Raw genomic sequence first — 26,144 nt, forward strand, 5'->3', positions numbered from 1 at the left:
TGAGCCTCCTATGCATGTGTCAATAATAGACAAGCATTATTCCCACTACTCCCATGGGTAGTTATGCATACGGACTCTACAGCTTGATGTCTAGTTTCATAAACAATCGGCACGTCTTCAAATCCATTCCCTGATGTTTTGATTGTAGGAGGGATAAATCCATACTCCATTGATAGCAGGGATGAAATGATTTGCATTGCTCCCATTGCACCAAACGTATGTCCGATCATTCCTTTTATTGAAGTGATTGGTACGTCCGAACCAAAAGTCTCCATAAGGATAAATCGTTCTATCTTATCATTTGATTCTATACCAAGGGCCTGACTGTTCACATAGCTTGGTGTAGTATTTCCAACGGCTTCTTGAAAAACTTCGAGCATATGTCTACCAGTTTTATCAAAGCTTAATAGTTTTTGCCCTTCATTTCTTGAAATGACACGTTCAATTTTCCCATATATCCTTTGTTCACGCGCTTGTGCAGATTGTCTCCGCTCTAGAACGATTACACCAGCCCCCTCAGCTAAAACAAAGCCTCGATGCTTCGTTGAAAATGGGACTCCAGCTTGATCGATAGAGGTCTCAGTTGAGAGTGATCTTATTTTTTTAAAGCCATTGATTGTCCATTGGCCTAGAGGGGCATCTGTTCCTCCTACTATGCAAGCATCTACAGTCCCATTCTCAAGTAGGAGTTTCCCCATCAATACTGCATCAATACTGGCAGTACATCCTGTTGTTAATGTGAAGGTTGGTCCGCGCGTTCCTAACGCTTCAGCAACAGAACCAGAAAGAGTGTGTGTATCAACAATTGAAACCCCATGAATCGGGAAACTTTTCAAATCAAAACTCGCAGCAGAGTTTTGTTCAATTTCAAGAATAGCGCCAGCGGATGTTCCTATAATTACAGCAATACGGTGTGGCTTAAAATATTCTAAATTCGACATTTTAGATGCATCCAGCGCAGCAGCAATCGCCATTCTTACAAAACGTGGATATCGTTTGTAATTTTCTCCATTTATCTCCAGAAAGTTTTCCTCTATCAAACCTGCAACGATAGTAGTGTTAGGCTGGTTTTCATTTTTTAAAATACTCTGTGTACAGATACCTTTATCTAATACATTTAAAAAACTATTTTTATCATAAACACCAGGAGCTTTAATGCCATACCCTGTTATTACGATATCGTCCAATTACATCACCTTCAAATTCCGACTTTATTTTATTATATACGACATAATAGGGGGAGTCTATATTCCCATACCTTTAGCCTCATTTCAAGATCCGCATAATGAATCAAAAGACATAGCGACCCTAATTTAATGAGAATAATCACTAAATTCACGTTTTATTTAGATGGTTAAAGTGACTTGAACTAGAGAGGACTTATGAATATTTGGAGAACGTTGTAAACGATTAAAAATTGATACCTGTGCAACAAACAACATCGAACAATTCATGAAATTGTGTAAAAATGCAAATAAGATTAGATATTGAAGTAAATAACTAATCCACGCCTTATAAATATTTAATTGTAATGACTCATCTGAATAGCGTCATGCACAGTGTACCTGAAAATTCATAATGATTAAGACACTATGCCTAAAAGAAAGTACCAGAGCTTTCCCTCTATGGCATAATAAGGGGAGATGCCAATGAACAATAGAACGCGATTCATGACAAAATTTAACGGGGAGTGAAATTAATTCATGTATGGGCTATCCATTTATATCTTAACCAATGAAAAAACAAATGAAACTTATTGGCTTTACGGTAGTGCGATTCAAATTAACAACGAACAAAATATGCCTTTTACGTTAAGAGATATTAAATCTAAGGGACAGTTTAAGCTACAAATGCTAATGGCTATTTTGGATGCAGAAGCACTTGATCATCTAGTTTCCAAACTAGATGATCAAGTGCTATGGAATCCACAGCTCACAAATAGAAAAGATGTATCTATAAATCTCCCATCATGGAGTGTCCGTCCTAATATAATTGCAAATGAGAAAAAACATGAACATAAATCTGCTTTTGCCTTAACGAATAATACGGCTAGTGCAAAAGTTTATTTCGCTCTTGAAAAGAAAAGATGGACAGCTGCAATATTTAATAATCAGGAAGATTTTCTTGAAAAAGGAAAAGACATAGAGGAGAAACTGTTTGAGGAATCTACTTTGAAACTGTTTTCCGCAGACTCGGAACGGTTTGGGAATTTCGAGATTTTTACTAGCCCGTTACAACAATCTCTGTTCTATCCGATTGGTCTGCATGTTGATGTTAAGCGCACGAAAGTTCAAATGCAGAATTGGAGCCGCGTGGAAACGGATGCTAGAGGTATTACGTTATGGGCGGACGGTTCTCTTGAAGATCAGCTGCCCTTACAGCTGAATGTGACATTGTGGAATGGGAGAGGGAGAAGCGAGGCTATCGTTCAAGATCGGCTATTGAGTATTACCTCGGTCGGTGAACTTATCCATTGTGATGCCGAAGAACCAATTTCCGCTGTTGAAGTGAAGCTGTGGAATGCGGATGGTAAACTTCTACATTACAATAAAACAGGTTTAATTCGTCAAATTAATATTTCTATGGGTGTCCATACAGGCACAAAAGTGATAAGTGATCCATGGTCGAAAAAACTACCGACAAATTTAAGAAATCAAGTAGAAAAACAGAAACGGATAACTCCTCAAAAAATAAATGTAGGAGATTTCAACCGGGACCCTTGGGTGGAAGAAGTCGAAAACTTTGCAGATTTCCTTAAGGATATGAACCCCTCCCCTCTGAACACCGATGAGGAAAGCCTTTTCTTTTACGGCAATCCGGAAGCTGAGGTTCGTTTCTTTGAATTTATTAAGTCAAAACTGGACGCTTCCACTACCGAAGAAGTCTTAATTGCTGACCCTTTTTTTGATACCAAGGCAGCATCAAAAATATTAACAAGGTCCACGGCAAATATCCCAATTACAGTCCTGACAAGCTTAACAACCAAACAACCAGAGACTGGCAGCCCTTTGCTTGAATCCTTTAAGAAGTTTCTCGAAAAATATAAGATTCATTTACCATCTGATTTAACTGTCTTAAACGTTCAAAACAGCGAGGCTACAAAACAACAATTCCATGATCGGTTTTTTCTTATAAAAGAAAAAGGGTGCTGGGAGGGCTGGCTTTTAGGTAACTCTTATAATAGCCAGGCACAACGATATCCCTCTCTCATGGTCAAATTCCCGAACCACCTAATAGAGGAGGTCCTTTCATATCTGAATGAATTGAAAACGGGTCATGTTAACGATCGTCCCGATGCAATGATTCAAACTCTTTTTTCAAACGCAATAGTCCAAAAAGAAATTATTTGCGAAGGCTTTCCCACTTTCCCTCATTGGGAACTGCTTATGGAACCTTTTCGCAACAATCCTGAAGAAGAGCTCGTTGATATATTAAAGGGAATGATAGATAAAGGATATTTTGAAAGTTCCAATGGTCATTACTCTTGGTCGATAATCGTGGAAAAGCTAGTTACGGTTCGGAAGCTCATATGCTCATATTTAGAACCAATTCAGAATTTAGACCAAGCGGAGCATTGGCTTCTTGCATTATCGAATTGGTCCTATTACGGTCTAGATTTAAAACCGTCCGAAGTACTCCCGAATACCCTATTTTGGATTCAAGTAATGAAACCAACAGTTGACAATATCCAAAAGAATATCGAATTCAAAATTCACGACGAGGATGTAAGGTGGCACCAAATAAAAGATACATTCGAAAAGCTAGGCGAAACCTATAAAAGTTATGATGAATGGTGGACAATATACCAATACTCATTTGAGTATACGCGCCTCATCTACAAGTACAAATTCATTCTTGACGGTCTTTGGGAAAATGACCTAGGAATCTACTTTGAAATGCTAGATAAGAAATGGATACTTGTCCCCCATTTCTTAACAAAACTTCATCAGGTTATGGAAGCACCTGAGGAAGCAAACTTATCTCTCTTAGCAACAAGATTGTATTATTATTCATTTTTCGACTCTCACAATAATCCAAAGAAAGATGTTCTTTTAACAGAACTTAAAGAATCAACAGCCGTTGAACAAAGATCCCTATTCACAGCCTTGGATCACACGTATAAAGAGGAACAGCAATCATTATTCATACAAAAACATGCATCATTATTTCAGAAACCTATCGATCAAGGCCTTGTTACTTTCATCATGCAGATACGGCAAGATACTATTCTTGCTTATCTTAGGCAAATGGGAAGCTCAATTACAGATGAACTGGTAATTGAATTAAAAAAAGGAATTGTCACCAAATGGGTAAGTAATCTTCTCCATGGCAAGCATTTAAGTTTTCATTTTGAAACCGACCAACCAATTACAGAAGAAATGGCTATGTATTCTTATCAAGCTTATGGTGGGCAGTGGGAAAGCTGGTATGAAAAAGAAATTCTTGAAAAGCTGGACTTACAAAAATTACGAAACCCGTTCCTTTATTATCATAATTACTCCAAATGGCGTAATTACGTGGATAGAGCGTTATGGTCCTTTCATTTCGGATTCATGAGCCTACAAGCTGGAAATGAAAAGCTAAATGGTGGAACTGCACAGAAAATCTCAAAACTATTTAAGACCTATTTCTCTGAAAGCCTCCCATTATACACTTATGATTCAGGGCTGCTCGATGAAGTCGTATACGGACTCGGATTCTATTTGTCGGAATTCGAATATGGTCAGGAAACAGATGAAATTTTAAAAGTCCTAGAAAATCAGTATTTCGATCCAACGTACTCTCTAATCTTATATGGTAGCCACCCCTCAATTTTCACCAAAAGAAGAACACAATTGATAGAGCTTCTTCAATCTAAGGAGTTAAAACTTAGACTCGGGGATAAAATGATTGGACGCCTTATCTGGCTGTCAAAAGTAATCGATTCAATGTCACAAGAAATCACCGACGTAGAAATAATCCAAGATATAAAATCATTGGCAAGGTTGATTGAATCATTACTGAAGGATACCTCGATAAACATAGATAGTATAGCCTTTCAATTTCAACTTTCCACGCCTATAACTGATGCAGATTATGAGAAGTGGGCAAATTTATTTCGAACGAGTATTAAGGAAATGAAGGAAAGCTTTAGAGTGGCGGGAACCGTAGATGTCTTTAATCAAATCACTGGCGTAGGACTATATCTTTTTGGAAAAACTGAAGCTTTTCAAGATTGGCTTCATCAACGGGATGAATTAACAAATGATTCTCCTTGGGATTTCATTCATTGCGGCAAGAGCGGAGACGCATTGGATGATTTGATTAGAATGATTGTCGGGAATTTTTCATAAGGGGGCCGGACAATCATGTACATGGACAATAAACTTGAGAAAACATTAAAAAAAATTAAACCCATCCCATTTACCAAAACAATGTACCGGAACAGCGACATTAAATACTTATTACTCGGAGATAATCCACTTTCAGGAGAAGGTGCAAAATTTGCAGATGGACGATTCCATTTAAAAAGTCACGGAATTTCCTGCTATTATGCTTCGGAGGATATGTATACTTCGTTTGATGAAACTTATCATCCCAAGGACCAAAACCATCCTCCTCGGATTTTTATTTCTTTAGTAATTCAACTAGATAGTGTTCTTGATCTATGCAACGATGCAAATTGGGACATCCTACAGACAAGCTACCAAGAGCTCACAGGAAACTGGAAGAACCATTTTACGCAGACACCAGCTCCAACACAGTTATTGGGAAAAGCCGCCTACGATTCTCAGCGATTTGAAGCCATTCAATTCTATACCGCCAAGGGAGAACCTAAAAGAAATATAGTAATTTTCCCCGAGCTTTTGAAAAAAGGTTCATTTGTTAATGTTTATGACCCTGATGGGGGCATAGCTAAAATACTGAAGGGTGTTTATGACGACTAAACCATTTTTTCTCACAGCAAGGAGACTCCCTGGCTATAATCGCCTCAGTTGTATAAGCTACAGCTGAGGCATATTAATTAAATAATATTAATAGTTAAGCCCACACAACGAAAGCTATTTCCGCTTAATTTCCAGACTATCGACAAGGTCCATTATGACTTCCACCAAAACTTCTATCGCAGCTTCCGCCTCTTCCACCGTATCCTTCCTTACCCCAAAGTAAAACTTACACTTCGGCTCAGTCCCAGATGGTCTAATACACACCCAAGAACCATCCTCAAGTAAGTACTTTAATACATCCGCTTTTGGCAATGTCAATTTCTCAATTGTTCCATCCCCAAGGCGTTTTATCCCCGCATGATAATCTTCAATAGCTCTTACAGCAATGCCAGCTATAGATAGCGGGGAATCATTACGTAACTCTTCCATAATCACTGCAATCTTCTCTTGTCCATTTTTTCCCCGCAAGCGTTAACGACTCCAAGGCTTCCCTGTAATGATCCAGCTCATCATACAGATCCATCAGCCCATCGTACAACGATTTACCAATAGATTTATAATAGGCAGCCATTTCTGCCGTCAACAACGCAGCTTGAACTGCATCCTTATCCCGGACAAATGTGCCAATCAAAAAGCCGTAGCTTTCTTCGTATCCGAATAGAAACTGGTGTTCGCCGCTCTTTTCAAATTCCTCAATCTTCTCAGAGATAAACTTAAAGCCAGTCAATGTATCAATAGTTGGAATCGCAAATTTCGCAGCAACAGCACGACCAAATTCAGAAGTGACAATCGTCTTCATAACAATTCCATTTTCCGCTAGAGTAGCTTTTCGCTTTTTCTGCATAAGTAGATAATGTAACAAAAGTGCGCCAAGCTGGTTACCGGTGAGCAGTTCATTCTCCCCATCTATGTTTTTGACTGCCACACCAAGACGGTCGGCATCGGGATCGGTTGCAAGTAACAAATCGCACCTTTTTCTTTACCAAGTTGAATCGCTAGCTCGAATGCTTCACGCTCTTCTGGGTTTGGATAAACCACCGTTGAGAATCTAGGGTCCTGTATAGCTTGCTCTGGCACAACATGCACGGTTGAAAACCCGAAGTTCCGTAGCCCTTCCGTCACAGGAACAAGCCCTGATCCGTGGAGTGCTGTGTATACGATGGACATATCCTTCCCTACCGCTTCAATGACAGCTGGATCTTCCCGTAGTGTAAGAAGACATTCTTGATAAGCTACATCAATCTCTTCTAGTATATATGTCAACATTCCACTTTGAAGGAGTCTTCCTCACCAGCAGTTTGAATAGTAAACAAATTTTCAATCTCTTCCATATGTTGAGCAATTCCATCAGCGGCATCCGGCGGTAGTTGTCCACCATCTTCCCCGTATACTTTAAAACCGTTATACTGTGCAGGTTTATGACTTGCTTTAATAACGACACCTGCAAATGCATCTAAATGTCTCATAGCAAATGATAATTCAGGCGTTGGTCGACTTTCTTTGAACAGGTAAACTCGAATGCCATGCTTCCTAATTGTTTTCGCAGTTTCCAAAGAAAAGTCTTCTGAATAATGTCGAGTATCATAGGCAATCACAACTCCGCGGCGCATAGCATCTTCCCCAGAGGCAATGATTTGCTGAGCCAGTCCTTCCGCAACACGACGGATTGTATATAGGTTCATCCGGTTAGTACCTGCTCCAAGCAGTCCTCGCATTCCACCCGTCCCGAATGAAAGATATTGATAAAACCTGTCTTCTATTTCTTCTTTGTTATGTGAAATAAGCTTTAGCTCATACTGCAACTTATTTGGAATTGAACCCTCGCGTATCCATCTTTCAAAACATGCATATATGTCCCCATAACTATAACCTCCCATTCACTCAAAACGATATTTCCTAGAAATTCAAACATATTATTCTTATCCGCCTTGACGCCGGGCAATCGAATGAGTTCTTACCGTATAAATGAGCGCTTTTCTTGTAAGAATTTATAAATAAAGGTACCTAATGAAAGGTACCCAGTTGATAATCCGGTCCGGAGAATAAAAAAACGGGAAATTGTTATTCATTTATATTCAATCTCTACTAAACAAATCCCTCGTATAAACCTTGTCCGCAACATCCTTAATCTCATCAGACAACCTATTTGCAACAATGACATCACTAAGATTCTTGAACTCTTCAAAGTCATTAATAACTCTAGAATTATAGAACTCTTTATCAGCAAGGGCTGGCTCGTACACTATAACTTCGATGCCCTTTGCTTTAATACGCTTCATGATACCTTGAATAGAAGATTGTCTAAAGTTATCAGAATCCATCTTCATCGTTAATCTATAAATTCCTACAACCTTGGGATTCCGTTTAATAATCATTTCGGCAACGTGATCTTTTCTTGTTCTGTTGGCATCGACGATTGCAGAAATAATATTATTTGGAACATCTTCATAGTTGGCAAGTAGTTGTTTTGTGTCTTTAGGGAGACAGTATCCACCATAACCAAAGGAAGGATTATTGTAATGATTTCCTATTCTCGGATCAAGTCCAATGCCATCGATAATTTGCTGTGTATTTAATCCTTTCACTTCTGCATAAGAATCCAATTCATTAAAGAAAGCAACTCTCAAAGCTAAATATGTGTTTGCAAATAGCTTAATTGCTTCTGCTTCAGTCGAATTCGTAAACAACACGTCTATATCTTTTTTCATAGCACCTTCTGCCAATAAATCAGCGAATACTATAGCTCTTGCAGATTGTTCTCCAACAACAATTCTTGAAGGATACAAATTATCATAAAGTGCTTCCCCTTCTCTTAAAAACTCAGGAGAGAAGATAATATTTTCTGTATCGAACTTTTTGCGTACCGATTCTGTATACCCCACTGGAACCGTAGATTTAATAATCATTACAGCATTCGGATTTATATTTAATACATTTTGAATGACTACTTCTACGGTACTTGTATCAAAGTAATTTTTCATTTCATCATAATTCGTAGGTGTTGAAATGATTACATATTCAGCTTCTTTAAAAGCAACTACTACATCAGTAGTTGCTTTTAAATTCAAGTCTTTAGTTGCTAAATACTGTACAATTTCCTTATCTTCTATAGGAGACTTCTTACTATTGATTAAATCTACTTTCTCCTGCATTATATCAAGAGCTATTACTTCATTATTTTGGGCTAGTAATATTGCGTTGGATAACCCAACATATCCTGTTCCAGCAATGGTTATTTTCATACTGAGTTTTCTCCACCTTGCTTTTATATATTTAATTCCGGAAGATTTTAATGGTTAAATTATATTTTCAACCATTAATCTATCAATTCTAAAAAATAATAAGTCAACCTTTTTTCTATAATAAACAAAATATTATTATTATATTTTTTCAGGTAGTTCAATCAAATTTCCAAGCAACTCCAAAGTTTCATCTTTATAATAAGTAGCAAGCCCTCCAGTAGGTGTAAATGTCATCTCTCCAAATAATGGCTTACCATTAGAATCATAAAAATCTACTCTTACAAATGGAAACGGCTTAGCAAGAATAGACGCATATTTTATCATCTCATTTAAGCAACTAGGTTTTTCATGATCATATGATTTATAACTTTCTTTTAAAAAGTTTTGTTTATTCCACTCCATATCATAAAAAGTTTTATGTGTATATCCAGTTTCATCTATTATACCAACATATAGAAACTTTGGCTCACCATTAAAACAAAATATTTTGTAATCATTAGGTAATACTCCTGCATCCGTTTCTATATATTTTTCACAAATAATCCTGGGAGTCATCTTTGAATAATGAATTTCAGCATAAAGTAAACCAAAATCGATATTCAACCATTTTTCTAATTTATTTATTGCTTCATCTTTATCAAGTATACTTTTGTCATTACATATAATATTTGTAGCACTACCGTTTGTAGTTTTTAAAGCGAATTTTTTTGGCAATGAATCCCAACTTATTTCCGAGGTATCATTGTATACTCCATATAATTCATTTAAAATTTCGCCACAACCACTTTCTATTACATAATTTCTAACTTCATATTTATCCGCACATTTGACAACTAAATGATGCTGCCAATAAAGCTTTAACCATTGCAACTTTTCATTAAAATCCTTAGGGTTATTTAAATTTAATTTTTTATCAGTGGCCTTTTGATATATATATTTGCTCGCCAAAATTGGTGAAGCTTTTACCAATAGTGTAAAAAAAATTTCATGTATTTTATGATATGTATTCCTAATTGTATCATTTCTCTTTAATATTTTTTTTACAGAAGACATACACCTAACCTCCAAAATAATTTCATAGGATATTACCGTTCTTTTATAAAGCCTTTCATCATGAAACCTTTTACCATCATTATAGAAGATATTCTAGTCTTTTTAATAAATAATGGAAATATAATAGCAACAGTCACTTGTGAGACTAGTGTCGCTCCCCCTGCTCCTATACCTCCATAGATAGGTATTAAAAAGTAGTTAAGTACTATATTGATAACTGCTCCTGAACTAATATAAATAAGAGAATACTTTTGAAGGCCTTCACAAATTAACCAAGTTCCTCTTGCAGAACCAAGCGTAGCAAAAGTTCCCGCCCATATGCTCACAGTCAATATACTGGCAGCATTTGAATAATCTGCTCCGTATAGTATACCGATTATAATATCTGAAAATAAGAAAATGAAAAGACCAAATCCAATACCTATCCATGCTACAATTGTATATAAAAGCTGAATTGATTTAAGATAACTCTTTTCATCTATCTTTTTTTTACTCATAATTACTGGATTGAAGGATGTAATAACTGCCATCGGTACAAAATACCACATACTAGCGATTTGAGTTGCTGCTGAATATAATCCTAATTCTTCTTTATTTGGTAACATCGAACCAAGCATAACCTTGTCAATTTGCATGTAAAGCGTTATCATCAGCCCCGAAAGTATCATATACCAACTTTGTGCCAAAGTATTTTTTGCATATTGGAATTTAAACTTCCATTTAGTGTAGGTAGTTCTTTTATTAAAATATGCTATAACTAATGCTAATCCTATTAATAACGTATCGGACATATAAATAAGAGATAAATGAAGTAAATTACCCTCCAATAGTACAAAGGCTACTTTGAGTATAGCTGAAATGACATATGCGCCCATCCGAATCAACGAAGATATTTTTGATTTTTGATATGCTTGTATCCAATATTCAATAACCTCTAAGGATTTAAAAATCATGGTAAAAGACATTATTAATACTAGCATGTGTACAAGCGGTTCATTTGGTACGAGAAATCGAATAATAAGACTTGAAAACAATGTTAATATAATGCCACCGATCACTCGCAAAACTAAACTTGTATAAAGAATCGTTCCCTCTTCTTCTTCTTTATTCACTATTGATTTTACAGATAGTGTTTCAAAACCTAATGTAGATAAAGCTGTAAATAAAGTAACAAAAGCTAATGCATAATTGTAAAGTCCATAATTCTCAGGACCTAAATACCTTGCTATTAGCGCCATGACAAAAACACCAATGATCAAAGTGAAAATTTTGTCGCCAACTAACCAACTTGCATTATTAATAATTTTTGAAGCGACTTCATTACTTTTTATAAATTTTAAGGATTTTGTAATATTATTTTTGATTTTCACTATCTATTCCTTCTTTTCCATTTTTTATATCTCCATTAATCTATTATGTTTTTTTAAAAATTTTTAACTTGAATGATAAAAATGTAATGCTTTTAATTTTATTCTTTCACCAACAGTAAAATAAAAAATCGGTCAATAACCACAAGTCATCCCTAAAGGGAATAATGCCAACAGTTCCGCGAGCAATAATAGAAAGTATTTCATCATTTATATATATCTACCATATTAGTAACTATTGCGACTAATCTAATCTCGTATCCAATCGCAGCAGCGTGGATTAAAGCTTTAATTTTATTAACCACATCTTTTTTCTAAGGAATCTTAATATTCATTTACACCGGGCTGCAACAACCTTAAAACATGAAAAGCCACAGATAAACCCTGCATGATTAGGTCGACTAAAACACAATCAATACGTAGGTTTATCTATGGCACAAACATATTCTACCACATCTAAACGCACCTTTAAACTTCTAACGACCTATTAACGAGATATGATTGAAGCACTTCATGGCAAGGTTCATGCTGGACATGGCACACTCGGTCGGCTGTGACCGTAGTACAATCCTGGCGAGAATTAAAACGTGGTCGCGTAACACAGCTGAAAACCGATCGCATCATGTACGAAGCCTACTTACCTGAGACAGCCCAGGTAAAATACGCAGAAAATCAGAAAGCTTGCGATTGTCAAACTCAAAGCTCAGACTCATCACTGTGAAAATTATTAATTTACCTTTGAAATTTCGCCTGAATACAAAAACAAAAAAAGCTGGGTAAACAAGCGTATCCTAGGTCGTAGTATCGAAGAGCGCCCGAGCGAAGCCGAGGATTGTAAAGTATTAGATAATTAGGAATAAAATCCAGGCCGAGTCGCATTTGACAATTACTGAACTGAAAAAAGTAAGGAAATCATCTTAAAGTTTTTTGCCAAGAGTAGCGAAACCGTGAGTGCTGCTATCTGTGAGATACGCAAGAACTACGGCCCTAACTTCGCCAATGTATTCTAGAAAATTACCGCTGATAATGGATCCGAATTCTCCGAACTTGATACTTCCGTCTTAAGTGAAGATGCAGATATTTTCTTTACTCACCCCTTTACATCTTACGAGCGCGGAACGAATGAGCGTCATAATGGATTAATCTGCCGTATTATCCTGAAGGGTGAAAGCAATTACTTAAGTTTCTGAAGACACAATTCGTTATACAAAGAACTGGTGTAATCGCCTACCCAGGAAAATCCTTGGATATCGAACACCTGAAGAAGAACTCGTCAACTTAGCCTGAGTAACGGTTTGTCTGTACTTTCATGAGTTGTTGCATTTAATATTGGAATTAAGGTATTCATTTGCCGCGAAATAATCTGATTTTATTATATATAGCTAACTTAAGGTATTCCAATGTCAGTAAAATAAGATTTTTTCTTGAAGTAGCACGAATGTCATAAAGAGATAGGTAAATATTTATATATTTTCTTTTCTTTTTAATATCAGATGTTCTTTTAATAATTTTATGTGTATCATAAAAATGAATTTCTTGTCCTTCAATATTTCTAATCACATTTAACTCATGTGGTCTCAATTTCATTCCAAAAGACTTAACAGTTTCATAATTTAAAATCTGCGTAGTTAGCAAATATCTTTTGCTGTTTTTCTTCGTCCCATACAAATCTACACACAACTCTTCTTCTTTACAGTTTAAATATTGAGATAGATGCTCTCTCTCAAAAAATGCATCATAATTTAGAGTATTGTCGTCTTCTGGTTGGAAAATGTAATCGGATTTTTGGGCGTGAAATAAAGAGACTTGATAACTTGGGGTTGAAATGCTGTTATGTTCTCCTACTTCACTAAAATTAGTTGAATATGATAATTTCGGATAAACAAAGTACTTATCTTTTTCAATACAATATTTAATATAGTATTTAAGCCACGATGAATTATCAGGCCAAGCTTGGACATTATATGGAATTGTTTCTTTATTAAAATCATTATTATTCTCTTCTTCAAACCATTGTTTAAAATTAGACCACCAATTTCTTGTCCAAATTTGTCCCCACGATTGGGCATACTGCATTAAGAAGGTATCATATTCATTTTGTTCGACAGAAAAAAAACGATTTGCTGTTTGATTCCATTCTGGAGTATACAAAGAAATACCAGAAACTTTTTCAGAATTCCCGTAGTATTCAATTGCCTTTAACCCAAATTTGTAAAATCCTTTTGATACATATATATCATCTTCAAAAACAGCTAGAGCTTCATATTCCTTTGTTAAATCCCCACAAAACATTATATGTTTTTTTAAACCTAGATTTTCCTTATGTTTAATAATTTTTTCGGGACCATATTCCCATGTAAATTTTTCAGCCACTTCATAAACTGAATCCCTATTCTCACTCCAATCAATGCTAATTATAAGAGGTACTTTAATTTTATCGTCATAAGAAACTTCATCTAGGGATTGAAGAAGTCTTTTCAAGCTTACAGGTCGATTATATGCTATAGCTACTATTGCAATCTCTTTCATAATAAATCTCTCATTTCTTACTTCCTTTTTATAACTCCGATATAGCTCAAACGTTTAAATCTTATGAAATTTTTTTCAGAATAGCTTTAAATTATAACTTCATTAATATTTAGGGATTTATTGTCACTATCGCAGCATTCCCAAAATATCACACGGGATTTAAACCCTTAAGAGTATACTTTTGTTACTGTTTATTAAGCGCTTATTGATTCTAGTAGGGAAAATATCCCTACCTAAAAGTTATGATAAACAGGCTATTATAATTCATCTATTTTTTTCAGAATTTTTTAAGTACAGCTCACTTGACGAACATGCTACCAATAATAATATAATGGCTGTTAACTTACTTTCTCCTATCATGACATTAACAGTAAATCCAATAAAGACCGGAATTATCCATATATATTTTTTTAACGGAGTGATTTTTCTTTTTCTAAAAACTAAATACATGAAAATAAGATATGAGATAAAACCATAGCTTAATATCCAATAAAAATGACCATTATGAGGGTTTATTTTTATACCATCGATCAATGCTATTCCACCACTACCAACAAAGAATAAAACTATATAATCAATAAAGTCTAGGTTATTTATTATATTTGACCAAATAATAAATCTTGATTCCCCTGAATTATTCTCAATTCTTTCAAATGATTCAAGTGCGGTGCTTGTTTGAAGAAACTCCGGAATTTTTGGAATGATGTATATTATAAGTAAAAAAGAACCAATGAATAAGAACATATTCATAAGATTAATTCTAATTTTAATATTAAACTTCTTTTTGCCGAATACTTGTAAAATACTGACTAAAAAGTAAATCACAATGCTAATACCAAGTGCTAAAAACCCTCCATTACTCATTGAAGCTACTAAAACAAAAATTAGAGCAAAAAAAGTAAAAACCTTAGTAAAAGAATTTATTTTTTCATTACACCACAAATATAAGACAATAGCATTCATCATATATCCAATATTATTAGGATCCTGCCAAATAAATGAAAATCTATAACCAACTAAACCCTCATAAGCATTTTCAACAAATATACTCGATTTAAAATTCCATATAGTCTTGAAAAATTGATATAAATTTTTGTCTATATAATAAAAACCTGCAAATATTACCACGACTACAATAAATCCTATTAATAATTTCTTTAAATTAAAACTGTACTTATTTACAAAGTTTACAAACATAAAATAATACAAAATTAAAGAAGTAAAAATAATTAAATATGTCATACTGTTATATGCATATTGAGGAGCTAAAAGAAATCCTACTAGTGTACTCATGCACATGATTCCAAACAAAATAATAAACAATTTAAATTCCTTATCATTTTTAAAATATTTATTTCTTGTGAAAAACCAATAAATAATTAATGGCATCGAATATGGAATAGCTACTAAATTAAAATAAGGTAAGAAAAGGATATCAATAATACATGACCAAAAAACAAACTTATCGAAGTATTCTACATTTTTTCTTACAACTAGATTTCTTAATTGCTTCATCATTTGACTCCTTGTATAAAGTCATATATTTTTCCACATTTTTTATCCTAGTTTCACTATTCACAAAAAACTGTTTTATCATATATGCTTTTTTCCGCAATTCTTTTCCACTTAATTGTTTCTAGGATTTTATTAGCTTAGGTTACTGATTGGTTAACATTTCCAACAATGTTATATTATTAATTAGTCATTAAAAGCAAACAACTACTTTTTATATCTTTTCAATAAACTTCTTAATCCTCTTACTATGAATATCCCAATTCTTATTTTCAACAATAAATCTACGGCCCTTTTCTCCTTTTTTTATTAACAGTTGTTTATCTAGCTGAATAAAATAATCTATGGTTTTTGCTATCTCCTTAGGTGTGTCATCTTTAAACACAAATACATTTTCTAAATATTTCTCAGTGAGACCATTCAATTTTGTGGTAGCTACTGGTGTACCGCTTAAGAGATATTCAATAATCTTTGATGGAAAAGTATATAAGCTCACTGGATCATTTACAATGCGAGGGTTTATCAAAATACCTGCCTCTTGTTGTATTATCATCATCTTAGAATTAGGAACATTACCTTTAAATTTAATTCTACTATCTTCTTCAGCCGCTTTTTTCACATATTCCACAAGTGGTCCTGAACCATAAAACTCCATTACAAAGAAATCATTATCCATAATTTTTACTGCTTCAACTAAATTTATTATCCCATTGTATTCAATTAATGCTCCGCTAAAGACTGCAATTACTGTATCCTTAGCTTCATAATTTAGCCACTGTCCCCCAGGTTCATTTGTTGGGGTATCAATTAAATCAAAGCCTCCATCAACAAGTATATATTTTGAGTTAGGAGCATATTTTTTTACTGATTGTTCATTAAGTACTATTAAACCATCAAACTTTTGAATATTGTTCCTTGTAGCTTTGTCCTCAATATATTTAGCACATTTCCCTATTAAACCGCGTTTAACAACATCTATCGGAGGATCCGCAAATAAACAAACCGTTTTAAATTTAAATATTTTCCCAACAAATAAGACTGGAATTGAGATATATGGAAATGCATTAAAACAAATAATAACCTTTTTATCAGATTTATATAATAAGCTCCATCGAACAATCATTATAAACGTATTTATAATAAGTAGTAGTTGCTTTATTATAAATAAATTGATAAAGGAAACTTTAAAGGCAGAGATACTGTTTACTAAATTAATTTCCCCTTTACGTATAAAAAGTTTCTTTTCTTTTGGAAAAGCCGCTATCGGTACCTGAGTAAACACAGTTAAACCTTCACCAAACAAATTTGATAGCCCTTTGATTAAACCAATCTGCATTTTATTTCCTGCGACGGATGGACCTTTATATTTTGTACAGTCTTCTGTTTTTATTACACTACCTAAAAATAAGACTTTCATTTTTCACATACCTCGCACATTTCTATTTTAATCAACAACTTCATTAACTAAAATCCTATCGTCACCTTCATTATTATATTTGAAAGAATTATTTTCTATATAGCTTATTTCCCCATTAGAAACTTGTTTCATCAGCTGTGCTAGCTCTTCACTATTAAAAGTATCAAAGAAGTAAGTATTCAGATGACCATCTAAAATCTCATGAGAAAGAGGTGTATTAGCTGTTAATATCATGCCTTTATGCAGTTTGCTTTCTAACATGGGTAAACCAAAGGTTTCAATATACGAAGGAAATATGAGAACCGATTTCGAATAATAATTGAAGACTTCTTCTCGACTAATACTTCCTATAAATTCTATCGGTAGTTGATTATTTTGGACTTCTTGGTATAAGTTGGAAACGTGATCATTTTCGTCTCCTTTTAGTGTAAAAATCACTCTATACTCATCATCTTTATTTCCCTTCATTTTCTTACATGCTTCAACAATAGTACGATGATTTTTATAATAACTAGCCCCTGCAGGATAAAAAAAGGTTGAAAGACTTTTTTCACTTGCTAAAAAGCACTTTTTAATATTGATATTTATCTTTGGTGAAATTACTATAATTTTATTTTCACTCACTCCCGTTTTTTCAACACATGCATCTTTAAACCAATTCGTTTGAACAATAACCTTTGTTGATTTTTTTATGGATTTATAAATTGCTTTACTGAGTACATTTTGATATATCCAGAAAAGTTTATTTTCTTTAAAATCAAATTGATAATCTACAAAGGGAAGTGATTGATGAACATATATGATCTGTTCAACGTCAACTCTAGGTACAGTTATGTTTTGAAGCGAAAAAATTTTATCAGGTTTATATTTTTTCACAATATTTGGTGCAGTTATTTGATCAAAATATATCCTATGCAACCAACTTTTTTTTATCCAGGGAAATCTTAGTATTTTGATATTCTTGGACTCTTGTAACATAGGCTTACTCAAAACAAAAGTCCATTGGATACTCTTATCATGATGTTTTTTTACTTCTTGGTAAAATTCTTCTAGAATCGATAAAGCCCCCCCACTCTCGGCTGGAACATCGAATACCATTATTTTCATTATACTTCCATCTTCCAAACGACTCTATTAACGTAATCGGTATATGACAATATTATCCTAAGCACCTTATCGGATACATTAGGCATGCTATAATCAACAACTTTTCTTAAAGTATCTTTCTTCTGTATTTCTAAAATCTCTAATCCTTGTAATATTCTCTCCTTGTTAAGACCCACCATCATAACTGAAGCTTCTTCCATAGCCTCTGGTCTTTCATGAGCTTGTCTAATATTAAGCGCTCTAAACCCAAGAATAGAAGATTCCTCACTAATCGTTCCACTATCACTAAGAACAGCTTTTGCCTTGACTTGAAGTTTCACATAATCATTAAAACCTAATGGTTTCATTGTTTTGACAAACGGATTAAACTCTATCCTTTTAGCATTAATCATATTTTGAGTTCTAGGATGCGTACTTACAATCACAGGCATATTGTACTTCTCTGCAACCGCATTTAAGCTATCAACTAAATCCATGAAATTAGTTTCTGAACTAATATTTTCTTCTCTGTGTGCGGATACTACAAAATATTTCCCTTCTTCAATGTCTAATCTCTCTAACACATCTGATTTTTCAATATCATCTTTTCTAGAGTTTAGTACTTCAAACATTGGGCTACCAGTTTTAATAATTCGATCCGCAGGTAGCCCTTCTCTTAACAAATATTCTCTCGCAATATCGCTATAAGTTAAATTAATATCAGCTGTATGATCGACAATTTTTCTATTTGTTTCTTCTGGTACCCTTTGATCAAAGCACCTATTTCCCGCTTCCATATGGAATATTGGAATATGTCTTCTTTTTGCTGCAATAGCGCATAAACAGCTGTTTGTATCCCCCAAAACTAAAAGGGCATCTGGTTGTACTTCTCCCAAAATCGGATCAATCTTAATTAAGATATTCCCAATGGTTTCTATAGCTGTTCCAGTAGCTGCATTCAGGAAGTAATCAGGAGTTCTTAAATTAAAATCTTTAAAAAACACTTCATTTAATTCATAATCATAATTCTGCCCTGTATGAACAAGTACATGTTCAATTGCATTTGACTCTTCTAATTTATTGATTACAGCTGAAAGTCGTATAATCTCTGGCCTAGTACCTACGACTGTGATTACTTTTAATTTTTTCATTATAGTCTTATACCTCCAAAAAGTTTGTATCAGGATTTTCAGGATTAAAACTCTCATTCACCCACATAACGGTAACTAAGTTGTCTTCTCCTATATTCACTATAGAATGTGTATAACCTACAGGTATATCGACTACTATCAGTTTTTCACTACTTACTTTATACTCAATGATTTCTTCAGTATTAATATTTCTAAATCTTATCAATCCTTGACCGCTAACTACAAGGAATTTCTCGTTCTTTGTGTGATGCCAGTGATTACCTTTTGTAATACCTGGCTTAGAAACATTCACAGACACTTGGCCCCTATCAGGAGTTCTTATAAACTCTGTGAATGAACCTCTATTGTCTATATTCATTTTTAAATCGTATGCGAACTGATCTTTAGGCAAAAAACTTAAATATGTACTATAAAGTTTTTTGGTTAGTGCATCATCCATATTAGGAACGCTTAAATTTGTTCTAGACTCTTTAAAACCTCTAATAAGACTTGCTAAATCCCCTAATTTAATTGTATATGGTGTTTCTACAAAACAATAATTATCATTTTTATTAGGATTTCCTTCAAGTGCTTTCACAAATTCCTCTAATACATCATCTATATAACACAGAGTAAGTTCTGCGTCTGGATTATTAACCTGAATATCTAAATCTCTAGCTATATTGTAACAATACGTCGCAACAACCGTATTATAGTTAGGTTTACTCCACTTTCCAAACAAATTGGGAAGTCTATATACGAATACTTCTGCACCAGTTTCTATTGAGTGTTCAAATAATAAATTCTCCCCAAGTTTCTTGCTAATACCATATGGATTATCTTTTTCAGCTTGGATAGACGATGTAATAAGTATAGGTGATTTGTTATTATTCTTTTTTAGTAGTTTCAATAACTCAGATGTAAAACCGTAGTTTCCATCCATGAAATCTTTTTCATTTTCTGGTCTATTTACTCCAGCTAAGTGATATACAAATTCGCATTTCTTTGTATACTCTTGCAAGTCTTTCAAAGTATGATTTCTTGTATACAAAAGTAAATCTTCATATCCCTGGTTTTTCAATTCAGCTACTAAGTTTTTACCAAGGAATCCTCCTGCACCCGTTACAAGAATTTTCACTTGTGGCTCCACCCTTTCAATTCATCTTGTATGTAAGGGAGTTCTAAAAGCTTACCTTTAATTTGTTCTATTGAAAGTCGATATGTGTTGTGTGAGTTGTATTCTTCATCCGTAGAAAGTTTTTCATTACCTTCCTCGAAGTATTTATCATAGTTAAGATCACGATTATCTGCTGGGACTCTATAGAATCCTTCTAAGTCATCTGCAACAACATGTTCTTCCCTTGTAAGAAGCGTCTCGAATAGTTTTTCACCATGCCGGGTGCCTATAAGTTTCACTTCATTATCGGCATTAAAAATTTCTTTTACTGCTTGTGCCAAATCTGCAATTGTAGAGGCAGGGGATTTTTGGACCATAATATCGCCTGCAGCAGCATTTTTAAATGCAAAAACTACAAGTTCAACCGCTTCTTCAAGGCTCATTAGGAATCTTGTCATGTCTGGATCTGTTACTGTAAGTGGCTTACCAGCTTTAATCTGTTCTACAAAAAGCGGAATAACTGATCCACGGGAAGCCATAACATTTCCATATCTTGTACCGCAAATTAGTGTTTTATCTGGTGAAACAGTTTTCGCTTTAGCAACAAATACCTTTTCCATCATTGCTTTTGAAATTCCCATTGCATTGATTGGATAGGCTGCCTTATCAGTTGAAAGGCAAATAACCTTTTTAACACCAAACTCTATTGATGCATTCAATACGTTTTCTGTGCCAATGACATTTGTTTTAACGGCTTCCATGGGAAAGAATTCACATGATGGAACTTGTTTAAGTGCTGCAGCATGAAATACATAATCTACTTCATTCATTGCATACTTTACACTTGCTAGATCACGAACATCTCCGATATAAAACTTTAATTTCTCGTTATTATAAACTTTCCTCATATCGTCTTGTTTCTTCTCGTCACGTGAAAAGATACGGACTTCTTTAATATCTGTATGTAAGAATCGCTCCATTACAGCATTTCCAAAGGAACCTGTACCACCTGTTATTAATAAAGTTTTATTCTTGAACATATGATTCCCTCTATTCTAGTCATTCAAAATGACTCATAATTATTCCATATGAATGCTTCACTGTATAATTTTCTTCTAAATATCTTCTTGCATTTACACCCATTTTTCTCCTTAATTTCAAGTCACATAACTGCTGTATTTTTTTATTGAATTTCTCAACGTCACTGCTCTCACACCAGTATCCAAATTCACCTTGTTCAATCACTTGCCCAATATCAGTGTTTATATCAGTTGCCGCTAAGACAGGCATTGAAGCCTGCATATAAGAAAGCAGTCTTGAAGGGAAATTTGGTATCGTAAATCGCTTATCCAGAAATATTAAGCCGACATCACATGAATTAGCTAGAATCTCATAATCCTCTTTTGGTAATTGTTCAAACAACTGTGCATTAATCGGTTGCTCTTTATTAAAAAATGCTTTAAGCTTGTAAAATTCTGTCCCTGAGCCCGCTACAACAAAATAAACTTGTTCGTTAGTTTCATTTTCCTTTAAACACTCAATTAAGAAGTCAATAGCTTGTGGTTTGCCAAGATTGCCCCCGTATATAAATATTGTTTTATCAAAAGGTATGTTGTATTTCTTTTTAATATCGATTATTAATTTATCATCTATTTTTATATCTAAAGGCTCTATACTATTAGGACATACTTCAACAATTTCAGGAGATATTTCAGGATTATATTTCAATAAAAAATCAACATTTGCTTGAGACATGCATCCGATATAATCCGATATTTTATATAACCTTTTTTCTTTAGAATTTAAGTAATCATATAATAGACCTTTAATTCCGGTCTTCGTTATCATGCCTAAGTCTACTGCATTTTGAGGAAAAATATCTTTCAACAATAAGTATGTTTTAGCATTATCTCTTTTTTTCACATATTCAACTGCTTTTTGAAGTGTTATAGGAGGTGTTGAATAAATTACTAAATCAAAATTAACATCCGAAAAGTAAGTTTTAATACCCTTTAGAAATTTAGATTCCAGCGTAAGAGTTGAAATGCCCTTTTCAATAATGTTTGTTTTTTGAGTGTTCCCGATCTGTAATTTAAGAATTTTATAATTACCCTTTTCAATCAACTTCGTCGGTTGTTGATTACTTTTTTCAGTCGGAGAAACTATATATACTTTATGATTATTTTTTACAAATTCTCGCATTAAATCAGTATATATGCCATTCTTCTCAATTGAAGAAAAATCTAAAAGTGTTAAAAACAAGACATTCATATTCTAAACTCTCCTCGCTGGTACTCCTAAATAAGTTCCAGGTTCAACTATATCCCCAATAACCACAGCACCTGCACCTACAATGCATCTACTAGTAATATTAACGTTATTGCTTATAAGACTACCGATACCTAACCACGATCCTTGTCCAACCTTTACCGTACCAGCTAAATGCGCTCCAGGTGATACATGAACATAACCTTCAATATTATTGTCATGATCTATCGTAGCACTTGTATTAATAATGCATCCCTTTCCGATTTCGGTACAGCAGTTAATGACAACCCCAGCCATTACCACAGTACCTGATGCTATTTCAACTTGTTCTGCAATTACAGCAGTAGGATGGATCAATATAGGTATACTTGCACCATCAGCTTCAAGCTTCTCCTGAACTTTTTCTCTTGTTTCATTATTACCTACACCTACAAATATGTCGCAATCTTGTATATGTCTAAATGCATCAATTGATCTACCAACTACTTCTATTTCCATTGATGATTTGATGCTTTCATCATCATCTAAAAAAGAAATGCTCTGCCATTTATTCATTTTCAATGCGATATCAGCAACTACTTTTCCGTGACCACTGGCACCTATTATGAGAAGTTTTTCTTTCATATCTCTACTCATTCCTTTTTAGTCCCTCTAAAAAACTCCATCGTTGCTGCAGTCTCAGAATTAATACCTTCTCTAACAAATACCTTTTTAAGAGTTAGAAGGATAATCTTCCAATCTCCTATAAAGCTTACATTATCTACATACTCAACGTCTTTATTAAATTTTTCTTCCCAACAAATTGCATTCCTACCGCTAACCTGTGCTAAACCAGATAAACCCGGTCTTACTTCATGACGTCTTTTTTGATGATAATTATATAAAGGTAAATACTGCACCAATAACGGTCTAGGTCCGATGATAGTCATATCGCCTTTTAGTATATTAAAAAGTCCAGGAAGTTCATCAAGGGATGTAGAACGAAGGAATTTCCCAAACTTAGTCAACCGAACACTATCAGGGAGGAAATTTCCATTTTCATCTTTTTCATCCGTCATTGTTCTAAATTTATACATCATAAATACTTTTTCATTCAGTCCAGGTCTTTGTTGTTTAAATAACACTGGACTTCCAAGCTTTAGTCGCACTAATATTGCAACTATAAAAAGAACCGGACTTAGAACTATAATTGCAGTCAATGATAATATAAAATCCATTGGCCTTTTGATAAATCTCTTATAAATACGGCCTTGAGAAGGTCTCATTTCTCTCACCATAACTTCTTAATAGTCTCCACTACTCTTTCCAAATCCCCATCCGTCATCTTCGTATCACTCGGCAGACAAACACCGTTCTCAAATAACTTCTTTGATACATCCGTCCCAACAAAATCATACTTCTCGAAATAAGGCTGTAAATGCATAGGCTTCCAAACAGGCCTTGACTCAATATTTTCTATTTCAAGAGCATCCATAACATCAAGTGGTCTCACTTTCCCACTCAAAGTCAACGCACTTAACCAATAATTCGGTTCGTCCCATTCATTGCTAGGCATGAACTCAACTCCATCAAGCCCACCAAGTTCCCTCTTATAAAACTCGAATATATAATTCTTCTTCTCAACTCTCTGATCTAACACCTTAAGTTGCCCTCTGCCAATCCCAGCAACAACATTGCTTATTCGGTAATTAAATCCTAATTCACTATGTTGGTAATGCCTTGCTTGATCTCTAGATTGAGTAGCCCAGAATCTCGCCTTAGCAATTCGTTCTTCATTATCAGAAACAAGCATCCCACCACCAGATGTAGTGATAATCTTATTTCCGTTAAATGAGAAAATACCGTAATCGCCAAAAGTACCTGTATGTTTTCCTTTATAATATGTACCTAAACTTTCAGCAGCATCTTCTATTACTGCAACATTATGCTTCTTACAGATTTCCATGATCTTGTCCATGTCTGCTGACAATCCATAAAGATGCACTACGATAACAGCCTTTACGTTCGGATACTTCACAAAAGCTTCTTCCAATGCTTTTGGACATATGTTCCAGGTCTCATAATCACTATCTATAAAAACAGGAATCGCATTTTGATAGATAATTGGATTAGCTGTAGCAGAGAATGTAAGTGTTGGACAAAACACAATATCCCCTTCACCTACTCCAACAGCTTTAAGAGCCAAGTGAATCGCAGCTGTTCCAGAAGATAGTGCTGCAGCTGCTTTTGACCCAACCTTATTGGCCAATTCATTTTCAAACTGGTTTACGTTTTCGCCAAGAGGTGCAATCCAGTTTGTATCAAAAGCTTCCTTTATATATTCCATTTCATAACCCTCATCACTCATATGTGGCGATGAGAGTAATATTCGATCTTGCATTGTCTAAGACTTCCTTCCTTTGTTAGGTTTCTTCTTTAGATGGTTAGGACTTAATTGGAATTTCATATCTCTTCTATTTCCAACCAACTACTAACCCACTAAATCTATTACATCGGGGCCTTTACCCCCAGCTAAAACAACATAAACCCCTCGCCCATTAAACAATAATGAACAAGGGCCCAAATAATCACTAACTATCGAATTAACCTCTTCTCCATCAATTCCTCAAGATAAGCCATCAACTCATCCCTAATTTCCGGATTCTGCAACGCAAACTCAATCGTAGTCGTAATAAACCCTAATTTCTCGCCAACATCATACCGCTTACCTTCAAAATCATAAGCAAACACACGCTGAATTTTATTCAACTGTTGAATCGCATCTGTCAGCTGAATTTCTCCACCTGCTCCAGTTTCCTGCTTCTCTAAACACATGAAGATTTCAGGAGTGAGTACATATCTGCCCATAATGGCAAGATTCGATGTAGCTGTTCCCTTCGCAGGTTTCTCCACAAAGTTTTCAACCGCATACCTTCGTCCTGTTTGCAAGGAAGGCTCAACAATGCCATAGCGATGGGTTTCATTATCTGGTACAGTTTGTACGCCAATTATAGAAGCATGCGTTTCCTCGTATTGATCGATCAGTTGTTTCAATCCTGGAACTTCACTCTGAACAATATCATCACCTAGTAAAACAGCAAACGGCTCATCACCGATAAACTTGCGTGCACACCAAACAGCATGTCCAAGTCCTTTTGGTTCTTTTTGACGTATGTAATGAATGTCCACTTTAGAAGATGCTTGTACTTTTTCAAGAAGATCGTACTTTTCCTTTTGGATAAGATTCTCCTCTAATTCAAACGAGTAATCAAAATGATCTTCAATCGCTCGTTTCCCTTTTCCTGTAACGATAATAATATCTTCAATGCCTGATGCAATTGCTTCTTCGACAATATACTGAATGGTTGGCTTATCGACAATCGGTAACATTTCTTTAGGCATCGCCTTTGTCGCCGGTAAAAACCGTGTACCTAAACCAGCTGCTGGAATAATTGCTTTTCGTACCTTTTTCAATGCAATACCTCCTCTACTTCTATACTAGGGTTGTCAGTGTCTG

The 26,144-nt window shown here is 34.6% G+C and carries 18 protein-coding genes and 1 pseudogene; 2 read left to right on the forward strand and 17 right to left on the reverse strand.

Annotation, left to right across the window (positions count from 1 at the left end):
• Positions 1–8: 8 nt before the first annotated feature.
• Entirely contained in the window at positions 9–1,187 is a 1,179-nt protein-coding gene (locus MKY15_RS03990) for a beta-ketoacyl synthase N-terminal-like domain-containing protein (RefSeq protein WP_342539058.1), read from the reverse strand.
• Positions 1,188–1,703: 516 nt separating this feature from the next.
• Here MKY15_RS03990 and MKY15_RS03995 point away from each other — a divergent pair.
• A complete protein-coding gene (locus MKY15_RS03995; RefSeq protein ID WP_342539059.1) occupies positions 1,704–5,333 on the forward strand; it encodes a VPA1262 family protein in 3,630 nt (1,209 codons plus the stop codon).
• 15 nt (positions 5,334–5,348) lie between these two features.
• Positions 5,349–5,927 (forward strand): RES family NAD+ phosphorylase, encoded by a 579-nt coding sequence (locus MKY15_RS04000; RefSeq protein WP_342539060.1) that lies wholly within the window; start codon positions 5,349–5,351, stop codon positions 5,925–5,927.
• Positions 5,928–6,041: 114 nt separating this feature from the next.
• On the opposite strand, the pseudogene MKY15_RS04005 reads toward MKY15_RS04000, so the two are convergent.
• The 16 genes and pseudogenes from MKY15_RS04005 to galU all read right to left on the reverse strand — a co-directional run bounded on the left by MKY15_RS04005 (position 6,042) and on the right by galU (position 26,101).
• Positions 6,042–7,804 (reverse strand): annotated as a pseudogene (locus MKY15_RS04005) (phospho-sugar mutase).
• Positions 7,805–8,002: 198 nt separating this feature from the next.
• On the reverse strand, positions 8,003–9,169 hold the full coding sequence (locus MKY15_RS04010) for a nucleotide sugar dehydrogenase (protein WP_342539061.1): 1,167 nt from the start codon (positions 9,167–9,169) through the stop codon (positions 8,003–8,005).
• 138 nt (positions 9,170–9,307) lie between these two features.
• Complete coding sequence (locus tag MKY15_RS04015) at positions 9,308–10,222, reverse strand: ATP-grasp fold amidoligase family protein (protein ID WP_342539062.1); 915 nt, start codon at positions 10,220–10,222, stop codon at positions 9,308–9,310.
• A gap of 32 nt (positions 10,223–10,254) precedes the next feature.
• On the reverse strand, positions 10,255–11,592 hold the full coding sequence (locus tag MKY15_RS04020; protein ID WP_342539063.1) for a flippase: 1,338 nt from the start codon (positions 11,590–11,592) through the stop codon (positions 10,255–10,257).
• A gap of 1,341 nt (positions 11,593–12,933) precedes the next feature.
• On the reverse strand, positions 12,934–14,118 hold the full coding sequence (locus tag MKY15_RS04025; RefSeq protein WP_342539064.1) for a glycosyltransferase family A protein: 1,185 nt from the start codon (positions 14,116–14,118) through the stop codon (positions 12,934–12,936).
• Between the two features lie 264 nt (positions 14,119–14,382).
• On the reverse strand, positions 14,383–15,633 hold the full coding sequence (locus tag MKY15_RS04030; protein ID WP_342539065.1) for a hypothetical protein: 1,251 nt from the start codon (positions 15,631–15,633) through the stop codon (positions 14,383–14,385).
• A gap of 211 nt (positions 15,634–15,844) precedes the next feature.
• Positions 15,845–17,047: a glycosyltransferase gene (locus MKY15_RS04035; RefSeq protein WP_342539066.1), complete on the reverse strand. Its 1,203-nt coding sequence runs from the start codon at positions 17,045–17,047 to the stop codon at positions 15,845–15,847.
• Between the two features lie 27 nt (positions 17,048–17,074).
• On the reverse strand, positions 17,075–18,154 hold the full coding sequence (locus MKY15_RS04040) for a glycosyltransferase (RefSeq protein ID WP_342539067.1): 1,080 nt from the start codon (positions 18,152–18,154) through the stop codon (positions 17,075–17,077).
• A complete protein-coding gene (gene wecB / locus MKY15_RS04045; RefSeq protein ID WP_342539068.1) occupies positions 18,154–19,284 on the reverse strand; it encodes a UDP-N-acetylglucosamine 2-epimerase (non-hydrolyzing) in 1,131 nt (376 codons plus the stop codon). The genes MKY15_RS04040 and wecB overlap by 1 nt, the downstream gene beginning before the upstream one ends.
• Before the next feature lie 7 nt (positions 19,285–19,291).
• Entirely contained in the window at positions 19,292–20,401 is a 1,110-nt protein-coding gene (locus tag MKY15_RS04050) for an NAD-dependent epimerase/dehydratase family protein (RefSeq protein ID WP_342539069.1), read from the reverse strand.
• Positions 20,398–21,420: a polysaccharide biosynthesis protein gene (locus tag MKY15_RS04055; RefSeq protein WP_342539070.1), complete on the reverse strand. Its 1,023-nt coding sequence runs from the start codon at positions 21,418–21,420 to the stop codon at positions 20,398–20,400. Before MKY15_RS04055 ends, MKY15_RS04050 begins: the two co-directional genes overlap by 4 nt.
• Before the next feature lie 19 nt (positions 21,421–21,439).
• Complete coding sequence (locus tag MKY15_RS04060; RefSeq protein ID WP_342539071.1) at positions 21,440–22,651, reverse strand: glycosyltransferase family 4 protein; 1,212 nt, start codon at positions 22,649–22,651, stop codon at positions 21,440–21,442.
• A gap of 3 nt (positions 22,652–22,654) precedes the next feature.
• Positions 22,655–23,272: an acetyltransferase gene (locus MKY15_RS04065; protein WP_342539706.1), complete on the reverse strand. Its 618-nt coding sequence runs from the start codon at positions 23,270–23,272 to the stop codon at positions 22,655–22,657.
• Between the two features lie 8 nt (positions 23,273–23,280).
• Positions 23,281–23,913 carry a sugar transferase gene (locus tag MKY15_RS04070; protein WP_342539707.1) on the reverse strand — a complete coding sequence of 211 codons (633 nt, stop codon included), beginning with the start codon at positions 23,911–23,913 and terminating at the stop codon, positions 23,281–23,283.
• Between the two features lie 5 nt (positions 23,914–23,918).
• The gene (locus MKY15_RS04075) at positions 23,919–25,028 is read right to left on the reverse strand and encodes an aminotransferase class I/II-fold pyridoxal phosphate-dependent enzyme (protein ID WP_342539072.1); all 1,110 of its coding nucleotides are present in this window, start codon (positions 25,026–25,028) and stop codon (positions 23,919–23,921) included.
• A gap of 194 nt (positions 25,029–25,222) precedes the next feature.
• Positions 25,223–26,101, reverse strand: coding sequence for a UTP--glucose-1-phosphate uridylyltransferase GalU (gene galU, locus MKY15_RS04080; protein WP_342539073.1), 879 nt, complete (start codon positions 26,099–26,101; stop codon positions 25,223–25,225).
• Positions 26,102–26,144: the final 43 nt, after the last annotated feature.

Source organism: Sporosarcina sp. FSL K6-1540 (assembly GCF_038620285.1).
Taxonomy (GTDB): Bacteria; Bacillota; Bacilli; order Bacillales_A; family Planococcaceae; genus Sporosarcina; species Sporosarcina psychrophila.